The organism is Pseudomonas sp. CM27 (assembly GCF_013179515.1).
Lineage (GTDB): Bacteria > Pseudomonadota > Gammaproteobacteria > Pseudomonadales > Pseudomonadaceae > Aquipseudomonas.
In genome coordinates this window covers 1,589-10,229 of record NZ_JABMCN010000022.1, presented here as the reverse complement: position 1 = coordinate 10,229, position 8,641 = coordinate 1,589, and the positions used below count along the sequence as shown (strand labels likewise).

At 62.1% G+C, this 8,641-nt stretch carries 6 protein-coding genes and 1 pseudogene; 5 read left to right on the top strand and 2 right to left on the bottom strand.

Translation table 11 applies throughout. The annotated features are described in order from the left end of the window. Positions 1-627 (bottom strand): MurR/RpiR family transcriptional regulator (locus HP547_RS04740; RefSeq protein ID WP_172285627.1); only part of this gene is annotated, 627 nt, incomplete at its 3' end. 143 nt (positions 628-770) lie between these two features. Between HP547_RS04740 and HP547_RS04735 the strand changes: the two genes are divergently transcribed. The 3 genes from HP547_RS04735 (at position 771) to HP547_RS04725 (ending at position 4,782) form a co-directional block, all read left to right on the top strand. After that, complete coding sequence (locus HP547_RS04735; RefSeq protein ID WP_172220072.1) at positions 771-1,796, top strand: Ldh family oxidoreductase; 1,026 nt, start codon at positions 771-773, stop codon at positions 1,794-1,796. Between the two features lie 234 nt (positions 1,797-2,030). Continuing rightward, on the top strand, positions 2,031-3,227 hold the full coding sequence (locus HP547_RS04730; protein ID WP_172285626.1) for an aromatic amino acid transaminase: 1,197 nt from the start codon (positions 2,031-2,033) through the stop codon (positions 3,225-3,227). 274 nt (positions 3,228-3,501) lie between these two features. Further along, a complete protein-coding gene (locus tag HP547_RS04725; protein ID WP_172220066.1) occupies positions 3,502-4,782 on the top strand; it encodes a serine/threonine transporter in 1,281 nt (426 codons plus the stop codon). A gap of 73 nt (positions 4,783-4,855) precedes the next feature. On the opposite strand, the pseudogene HP547_RS04720 reads toward HP547_RS04725, so the two are convergent. Further along, positions 4,856-6,043: pseudogene (locus HP547_RS04720) on the bottom strand (Bcr/CflA family efflux MFS transporter). A gap of 546 nt (positions 6,044-6,589) precedes the next feature. On the opposite strand from HP547_RS04720, the gene tpx reads away from it, so the two are divergent. Next, the gene (tpx, locus tag HP547_RS04715) at positions 6,590-7,090 is read left to right on the top strand and encodes a thiol peroxidase (RefSeq protein WP_172285625.1); all 501 of its coding nucleotides are present in this window, start codon (positions 6,590-6,592) and stop codon (positions 7,088-7,090) included. Positions 7,091-7,436: 346 nt separating this feature from the next. Beyond that, on the top strand, positions 7,437-8,641 hold a 1,205-nt coding region (locus tag HP547_RS04710), incomplete at its 3' end, for an MdtA/MuxA family multidrug efflux RND transporter periplasmic adaptor subunit (RefSeq protein ID WP_172285636.1).

Here is an 8,641-nt window from a genome sequence, read left to right as displayed (position 1 = left end):
CGCGATGCCGGCCGCGCGCGCCTTCTGGCACAGCAGCAGGGCGTGGCGGGAATAACGGCGCGCCTCGAACACCACCAGGGCGCTGTCTTCGGCACGGCCCAGCAGCACTTCGCCGAAGTGCCCGGCGCTGATGTCTACCAGTTGCACGCCATCGCGCAGGTATTGCAGCAGGTGGCTCATGCACATGGCGATGCCGCGCTCGGTCTGGAAACCGGCGACGAACACCCGCGGCTTGGCCGCCAGGCGTTGCGCTACGCTGTGCCACGCCGGGCTCTGGCGGTACTCGTGCACACGCATCAGTGCGGCGATTTCCAGTTCCAGGCTGCCGGCGTTGTCGCTGGCGTCCTGGTTGTGGCGGTAATCCTGCAAACGGTCACCCACCAGCCAGGGGCCATCGCCCAGGTCGTTCTGCAGGTCTTGCTTAAGTGCCTTGAGGTGGGCATAACCCAAGGAGCGGCAGAAGCGCCCGACGCTGGATTCGCTGACGCCCAGCTTGGCAGCGATGCTGGCCGAGGTCTGGAACGGCAGTTCGTGCAGGTTGGCGAGCATGTAGGTGGCGATCTTGCGGCCCGAGGCAGCGGCCCCTTCCAGGCTGTTTTCCAGGCGTTGCTTGATCGGTTGGCTCATGCTGCGGCTCCAGGGGTGAGGCTTGCGACAGAAAATGAATGTTTTCTGTCATCAAGTCAACATTTGACAGATAGCTGTCACATGCAGGAAAGTTTTTGTCGTTGCAACGCTGTAGCCATTCCAATACCAACAAGGAGCTTCAGATGTCCGCACCTTCCACCGGCACCGACGTGCGTGTGCCTTTTACCGAGTTGCAGGACCTGTTGCAGGCCATTTTCCAGCGTCATGGCTGCAGCGAGAGGGTGGCCCGTGTGCTGGCCCACAACTGCGCCAGCGCCCAGCGCGATGGCGCGCACAGCCATGGGGTGTTCCGCATGCCGGGCTATGTTTCGACCCTGGCCAGCGGCTGGGTCGACGGCCAGGCCACGCCAGAGGTCAGCGATGTGGCGCCCGGTTATGTCAGCGTCGATGCGGCGGGGGGCTTCGCCCAGCCTGCGCTTGCAGCGGCCCGTGAGTTGTTGGTGGCCAAGGCGCGCACCGCCGGTATCGCCGTGCTGGCGATTCACAACTCGCACCACTTTGCCGCGCTATGGCCGGATGTGGAGCCATTCGCTGACGAGGGCCTGGTGGCCCTGAGCGTGGTCAACAGCATGACCTGCGTGGTGCCGCATGGCGCGCGCCAGCCCCTGTTCGGGACCAACCCCATCGCCTTTGCCGCGCCTTGCGCCGAACACGACCCGATCGTCTTCGACATGGCCACCAGCGCCATGGCCCACGGCGACGTGCAGATTGCCGCGCGTGCCGGGCAGCAATTGCCCGAGGGCATGGGCGTGGATGCCAGTGGCGAGCCGACTACCGAACCCAAGGCGATCCTCGAAGGTGGCGCCTTGCTGCCATTCGGCGGGCATAAGGGTTCGGCGCTGTCGATGATGGTCGAGTTGCTGGCGGCGGCGCTGACCGGCGGGAATTTCTCGTGGGAATTCGACTGGTCGGGGCACCCGGGGGCGAAAACGCCGTGGACCGGGCAGGTGATCATCGTGATCGACCCGAGCAAGACCGAGGGCGAGCGCTTCGCCCAGCGCAGTCGCGAACTGGTGGAGCAGATGAAGCACGCTGGGCTGACGCGCATGCCGGGTGAGCGACGTTACCGCGAGCGCGAGGTGGCCGAGGAGGAGGGGGTGGCAGTGACCGAGCAGGAGTTGCAAAGCCTGAGAGAGTTGCTTGGCTGATCCGGCCCTTTCGCCGGCAAGCCAGCTCCCACAGATACACCGCTAACGCTGAGCGTTGTGAAGTACCTGTGGGCGCTGGCTTGCTGGCGACAGGGACATCACCGCCAGCACAAATCCCCAGCCATGCAATGTTGCATAGACAACCTTGCACATTAGTGGATGTTCCTGAGCCTGCACTCCGGGTATGCTCAGGTCTGCCTTTTCGAACTGTCCTGATCCAAGGAGCTGCACGCTGTGTTCAAACATGTCGATGCCTATGCCGGCGACCCGATCCTCTCGTTGATGGAAACCTTCAAGGCCGACCCGCGCGCCGACAAGGTCAACCTGAGCATCGGCCTGTATTACGATGAGGCCGGTGTAGTGCCGCAACTGGCAGCGGTGGATGCGGTGGAAAAACGCATGGCCGGCCAGGACCACGAAGCCTCGCTTTACCTGCCGATGGAAGGCCTGGCCAGCTACCGCCAGGCCATCCAGGCGCTGCTGTTCGGGGCCGATCACCCCGCCGTGACCGGCAAGCGCGTAGCCACCGTTCAGACGGTTGGCGGTTCCGGCGCGCTGAAAGTCGGCGCCGACTTCCTCAAGCGCTACTTCCCGCAGTCCGAAGTCTGGGTCAGCAACCCGACCTGGGACAACCACCGCGCCATCTTCGAAGGCGCCGGTTTCAAGGTGAACACCTACCCGTACTTCGACCAGGTCACCCGTGGCGTGGACTTCGACGGCATGCTGGCCACCCTGCGCAACCTGCCGGCCAACAGCGTGGTCCTGCTGCACCCATGCTGCCACAACCCCACCGGTGCCGACCTTACGCAAAACCAGTGGCAACAAGTGGTCGAGGTGGTCAAGGCCCAGAAACTGATTCCGTTCCTCGATATCGCCTATCAGGGTTTCGCCGAAGGCCTGGTGGAAGACGCCTATGCCATCCGTGAAATGGCGCGGGCCGGCGTGCCGTGTCTGGTCAGCAACTCGTTCTCGAAAATCTTCTCGCTGTATGGCGAGCGGGTAGGGGGCCTGTCGGTGGTGTGCGATGACGCCGACACCACCCTGAGCGTGCTGGGCCAGCTCAAGGCCACCGTGCGCCGCAACTACTCCAGCCCGCCCAACTTCGGTGCCCAGCTGGTGGCCGGCGTGCTCGGCGATGCCGGCCTGAATGCCCAGTGGGCTGCCGAAGTCGAAGTGATGCGCAAGCGCATCCTCGACATGCGCCAGGCGCTGGTCGATGCCCTGGCCGTGCTGCTGCCAGGCCAGGACTTCCAGTTCTTTCTGCGCCAGCGCGGCATGTTCAGCTACACCGGCTTCAGCGTCGAGCAGGTACGCCGCCTGCGTGACGAGTTCGGCGTGTACCTGATCGACAGCGGCCGGGTTTGCATGTCCGGCCTGCGCCCCGCCAACCTGCAACGGGTTGCCGAAGCGTTCGCTGCCGTCCAGAAGTAACACCGCACGGGGCCGCTTTGCGGCCCGAGCGCCGGCAAGCAGGCTCCCACTGGTACAGCGCATGGCTGGGAGCCGGCGTGGCGGCAATCGGGCTGCAAAGCAGCCCTTGCTACAACCTGCTTGTAAAGACAAGTGCAACCGCTCCTCGGAAAAGGGCTTCGCAAGTGCAACCTTTGCGTGCACAATCGCGCCCCTCTTTCCCGGTTGAGTTGGGCGAATCGTCTATTTCGCCATTCTCAGCCTGTTGCAGTCTTGCGAGTGGAGCTTCACCCGGATGAATGAGCAGGCCCCAAGCGTTGAACAACGCTTTGCAGAATCGACCCCCGCCACCCTCGGCAGCTGGGCGCGTCAAGACACCACCTGGATGCTGGGCCTGTTCGGCACAGCCATCGGCGCCGGGACTCTGTTCCTGCCGATCAACGCCGGCCTCGGCGGCTTCTGGCCGCTGCTGATCCTGGCCGTGCTGGCCTTCCCGATGACCTACTACGCCCACCGCGGGCTGACTCGTTTCGTGCTGTCGGGGCGCAACGGCGGCGACATCACCGAGGTGGTCAAGGAGCACTTCGGCATCAGCGCCGGTGCGTCGATCACCGTGCTGTACTTCTTCGCCATCTTCCCCATCCTGCTTATCTATAGCGTGGCACTGACCAATACTGTTTCCAGCTTCATGGAACACCAGCTGCACATGGCGCCGCCACCACGGGCCATTTTGTCGTTCGTGCTGATCCTCGGCCTGCTGGCCATCGTGCGCTGTGGCGAGCAGGCCACGGTCAAGGTCATGAGCCTGCTGGTGTACCCGTTCATCGTCGCCCTGGCGCTGCTCGGCCTGTACCTGGTCCCGCACTGGACCGGCGGCATCCTCGACAGCGCCACCCAGGTACCGCCGCCTTCGGCCTTCCTGCACACCCTGTGGTTGGCCATCCCGGTGATGGTGTTCTCGTTCAACCACTCGCCGATCATCTCGGCCTTCGCGGTTGACCAGAAGCGCCGCTACGGCGAGCACGCCGATGAGCGCAGCGGCCAGATCCTGCGCCGTGCCCACCTGCTGATGGTGGTGATGGTGCTGTTCTTCGTGTTCAGCTGCGTGCTGACCCTGAGCAGCGCCCAGCTGGCCGAGGCCAAGGCTCAGAACCTGTCGATCCTGTCGTACCTGGCCAACCACTTCAGCAACCCCGCCATCGCCTTCGCTGCGCCGCTGATCGCCTTCGTGGCCATCGCCAAGTCGTTCCTCGGCCACTACATCGGTGCCAGCGAAGGCCTGAAGGGCATCATTGCCAAGACCGGCGCGCGCCCAGGTGCCAAGGCACTCGACCGCGTGGTTGCCGGGCTGATGCTGGTGGTGTGCTGGATCGTCGCCACCCTGAACCCGAGCATCCTCGGCATGATCGAGTCGCTGGGCGGCCCGATCCTGGCGGTGCTGCTGTTCCTGATGCCGATGTACGCGATTCGCCGGGTACCGTCCATGCGCAAGTACAGCGGCGCGGCCTCCAATGTGTTCGTCGTGGTGATCGGCCTGGTTGCGCTGACCTCGGTGGTCTACGGCCTGCTGAGCTGATTCGCTGCTTGCAGTAAAGGCTGCCCGGGTCGGCTATCGCCACCCGGGCATTTTTTTAAGCCTGACCAAGGTTTCAGCAGCGTTGCATTTCATCGTCCTTGGTGCACGCAAGCAGCCACCATCCACAGAGGCTGGCCACCACGAACAGCAGTCCCAGGCCTACCGGAAGTGTACTTTCGAAGCTTGCGACCACGCTGCCAGTCAAGCCCGCCCAAGCGAACAGCAGTGTCGTGTTGAGCGAGGCTGCCGCACCTGCCTGACGCGAATAGCGTGCCAGGGCCTGGGTCGTCGCAGCCGGGCGCACCAGGGTTGTCCCGGTGGTACAGACAATCATCGGTAGCAGAACGCCCACCACAGACAACCCTGCTAGCTGCTCCCATATCAAAAGGGTGGCGCCCGCAGCACTTATCAGCAGGAAACCCGCTTTTATTTGAGCCTGCGGGCTTACGCGATGGTTCAAATAAGTTGCAGCTACTCCGCCAGCGATATAGGCCAACCCATAGCCGATAAATACAATGGAGAATTGATAGGTCGTCAGCTCCAGCCTGCCCATCAGCAGCAATGGCGCTATGACGATAAAGGAAAAATGGCAGGCAAAGGCGAGGCTGGACTGCATGGAATAGGCGAGATAGGGCGTGTCGCGCAGCATCATCAGATAACTGGAGAAGCCTGACGCCCGGTGGTGCAGCCCAGGTGCGTCCTGAAGCAGCACATACGACAAAAGTGAAACGATCGCAGCGATGCCCACGAATACTGTGAAGCTTGCCTCCCAGCCAAAGAGCTGCTGGAGAAAGGCACCTGCCAGCGGTGACAGAGAGATGAATAACCCACTTGCGCTGGTTAACAGGATTCGCATGGCATTGCGTTGTTTACCCCTATACAGATCCTACACAAGCGCCTGGCCGAGCACGAGGCTGCCGCAACCCAGGGCCTGCATTAAACGAAACGCCATGAACGTTTCATAGGTGGTTGAAAATATGCAACCGAGCGCCCCAGCAATGGCTACTCCCAACCCGGCGAGCAGCAAACGCTTGCGCCCGATGCTATCCGACAATGGGCCGATCACTAGTTGCGCCATGGCAACGCCAATAGCAAAAAAGCTCACGGAGTACGCTATCTGCTTTGAGTCGACCCGAAACTCATCTGAGAGCGCAGGGAATGATGGGAGGATCACATCCAGCGGAAATACACCTAACAGACACAACAGAATCAGCAACGTCGAGCACAGATGGCGCCGGAGCGAATCCGGTGGGCGGTTCATGCTACTAACCCCGCCGATTGGAAATGCAAGAAATAGCGTTCGTCATCCAGTAAATCAGTGCACTCAACTGCCCGAAGCGTCGGCCCGCAAATTTCCATCATTCGTACCGCCTGGTTCGCCAGTGCATGAGCGGAAACTTCGTCTCTGAGGGTTGGCCGAGTTTTGAAAACCATTCGCAAGAAGGGTAGATCGGGTTGGAAGATGTACAAGATTAACTTGGTGGCGAAACGTCCGATAAAGTTGTAGGCTTTTTTACCTTGATACTTATCAGGGGTGGCTCAACTTTGTCGTAAAGCGCTCTAGCTCAAGCCATGCAGCCATTATGAGGGTAGTATTGTGCAGCTCATATCAATCAAGAAACCAACTTTGTAGCAGGCTCGTAGTGGGAGGCCGGGATGGGCTCGGCAACTGGCCGTCACGGCAGGTATCGGCGTTTTGTCCACAAAAATCGTCTGGTATTAGAACAATTTCACTTACCCCATAGGCACCCGGTCGCCTTCATGCTTAACTCAGTGTCCTTTTCAAACCTCGCATAAGGATTTCGTCATGGCTCAAGTGACTCTCAAAGGCAACCCGGTCCAGGTCAACGGCAACCTGCCACAGGCCGGCGCCCAGGCTCCGGCTTTCTCCCTGGTAGGTGAAGGCCTGGCTGACAAGTCGCTGAAAGACTTCGCCGGCAAGCGCAAGGTGCTGAACATCTTCCCAAGCGTCGACACCCCGACCTGCGCCACCTCGGTGCGCAAGTTCAACGCCCAGGCCAACGACGTGGCCGACACCGTGGTGCTGTGCATCTCGGCTGACCTGCCGTTCGCCCAGGCACGCTTCTGCGGCGCCGAAGGCCTGGAAAACGTGAAGAACCTGTCGACCCTGCGTGGCCGCGAGTTCCTCGAAAACTACGGCGTTGCCATCGCCGACGGCCCGCTGGCCGGCCTGGCCGCCCGCGCCGTGGTGGTGCTGGACGAGAATGACAAGGTGCTGCACAGCGAGCTGGTTGGCGAAATTGCTGACGAGCCGAACTACGATGCGGCACTGGCTGTACTGAAGTAAGGGTTGCGGGGGGCAGGGCAGGCATTTGTAGCCTGTACCGGCCCTATCGCCGGCAAGCCAGCTCCCACAGGTACAAGGCTGTTCTCAATGCCTGTGATGTGCTTGTGGGAGCTGGCTTGCCGGCGATAGGGCCAGCAAAGGCAACGGAAACCTTCAGGCGCATCTCCGCTCCAAGCAACACCCTGTAACGGCCCGGAACACGTTCCGGGCCGTTTTCATTTAAAATTCCGCGTTTTGGCAACGTCAGGCAAAGGTAAACCTCTGGTAAAGGGCCTTTGCTAAAACGATGCCAGTGCTTATCGTTCACCCTCCCAAGTCGTCATTCCGAACAAGGTTCGTTCAACCCATGCAAGCGTCCAATTCCCGTTCCCCCCGTCGCTGGCTCGTCGGCCTGCTGATCCTGCTGCTGGTGGCGGCCCTCGCCTGGTGGCTGTGGCCCGCAGCGGCGCCTGTGCATCAAGAAGCCGGCGGCGGGCGCGGTGGCAAGGGCATGGGCATGGGCGGCCGGCCGGGCTTCGGCGGCTCCACCGACCCGGTGCCGGTCCGTGTCGAACCGGCACGTGTGGGTAACTTCCCGCTGTACTACAAGGCACTGGGCACGGTCACTGCGACCAATACCGTGAACGTACGCAGCCGCGTGGCGGGCGAGCTGGTGAAAATCCACTTCAAGGAAGGCCAGCAGGTCAAGGCCGGCGATCTGCTCGCCGAGATCGACCCGCGTTCCTACCGCATCGCCCTGCAGCAGGCCGAAGGCACCCTGGCCCAGAACCAGGCGCAGCTGAAAAATGCCCAGGTCGACGTGGCCCGTTATAAAGGCCTGTACGCCGAAGACAGCATCGCCAAGCAAACCCTCGATACCGCCGAAGCGCAGGTGGCGCAGTTCCAGGGGCTGGTCAAGACCAACCAGGCGCAGGTCAATGACGCCCGCCTGAACCTCGATTTCACCCAGATCCGCTCGCCAATCAACGGCCGGGTGGGCCTGCGCCAGCTCGACCTGGGCAACCTGGTGGCAGCCAACGATGCCACCGCGCTGGTGGTGATTACCCAGACCGAGCCGATCAACGTCGCCTTCACCCTGCCGGAAACCGAGCTGAGCACGGTGCTGGAGCGCTATCGCAGCGGCGCCAGCCTGCCGGTCGAGGCCTGGGACCGCAGTGACAGCAAGCTGCAGTCCACCGGCGTGCTGGGCAGCATCGACAACCAGATCGACACCACCACCGGCACCCTGAAGTTCAAAGGCCGCTTCGAGAACAAGGACCTGGCGCTGTTCCCCAATCAGTTCGTCAACGTGCGCCTGCTGGCCGACACCCTCAAGCAGGTGGTCATGGCTCCGGCAGCGGCGATCCAGTTCGGCAACGACGGTACCTTCGCCTATGTGGTCAACGCCGAGAACACCGTGAACGTGCGCAAGCTCAAGGTCGGCGCCAGCGATGGCGACAACAGCGTCATCCTTGAAGGCCTGGCCGCTGGCGACCGCCTGGTGCTGGAAGGCACCGATCGCCTGCGCGAAGGCACCAAGGTCGAGGTGGTCGAAGACAGCTCGCAAGTGCC

Excerpts from the sequence above, each read along its gene's own strand:
- HP547_RS04735 (WP_172220072.1), top strand. The coding sequence starts at position 771 with ATGTCCGCACCTTCCACCGGCACCGACGTGCGTGTGCCTTTTACCGAG.
- HP547_RS04725 (WP_172220066.1), top strand. The coding sequence starts at position 3,502 with ATGAATGAGCAGGCCCCAAGCGTTGAACAACGCTTTGCAGAATCGACC.
- tpx (WP_172285625.1), top strand. The coding sequence starts at position 6,590 with ATGGCTCAAGTGACTCTCAAAGGCAACCCGGTCCAGGTCAACGGCAAC.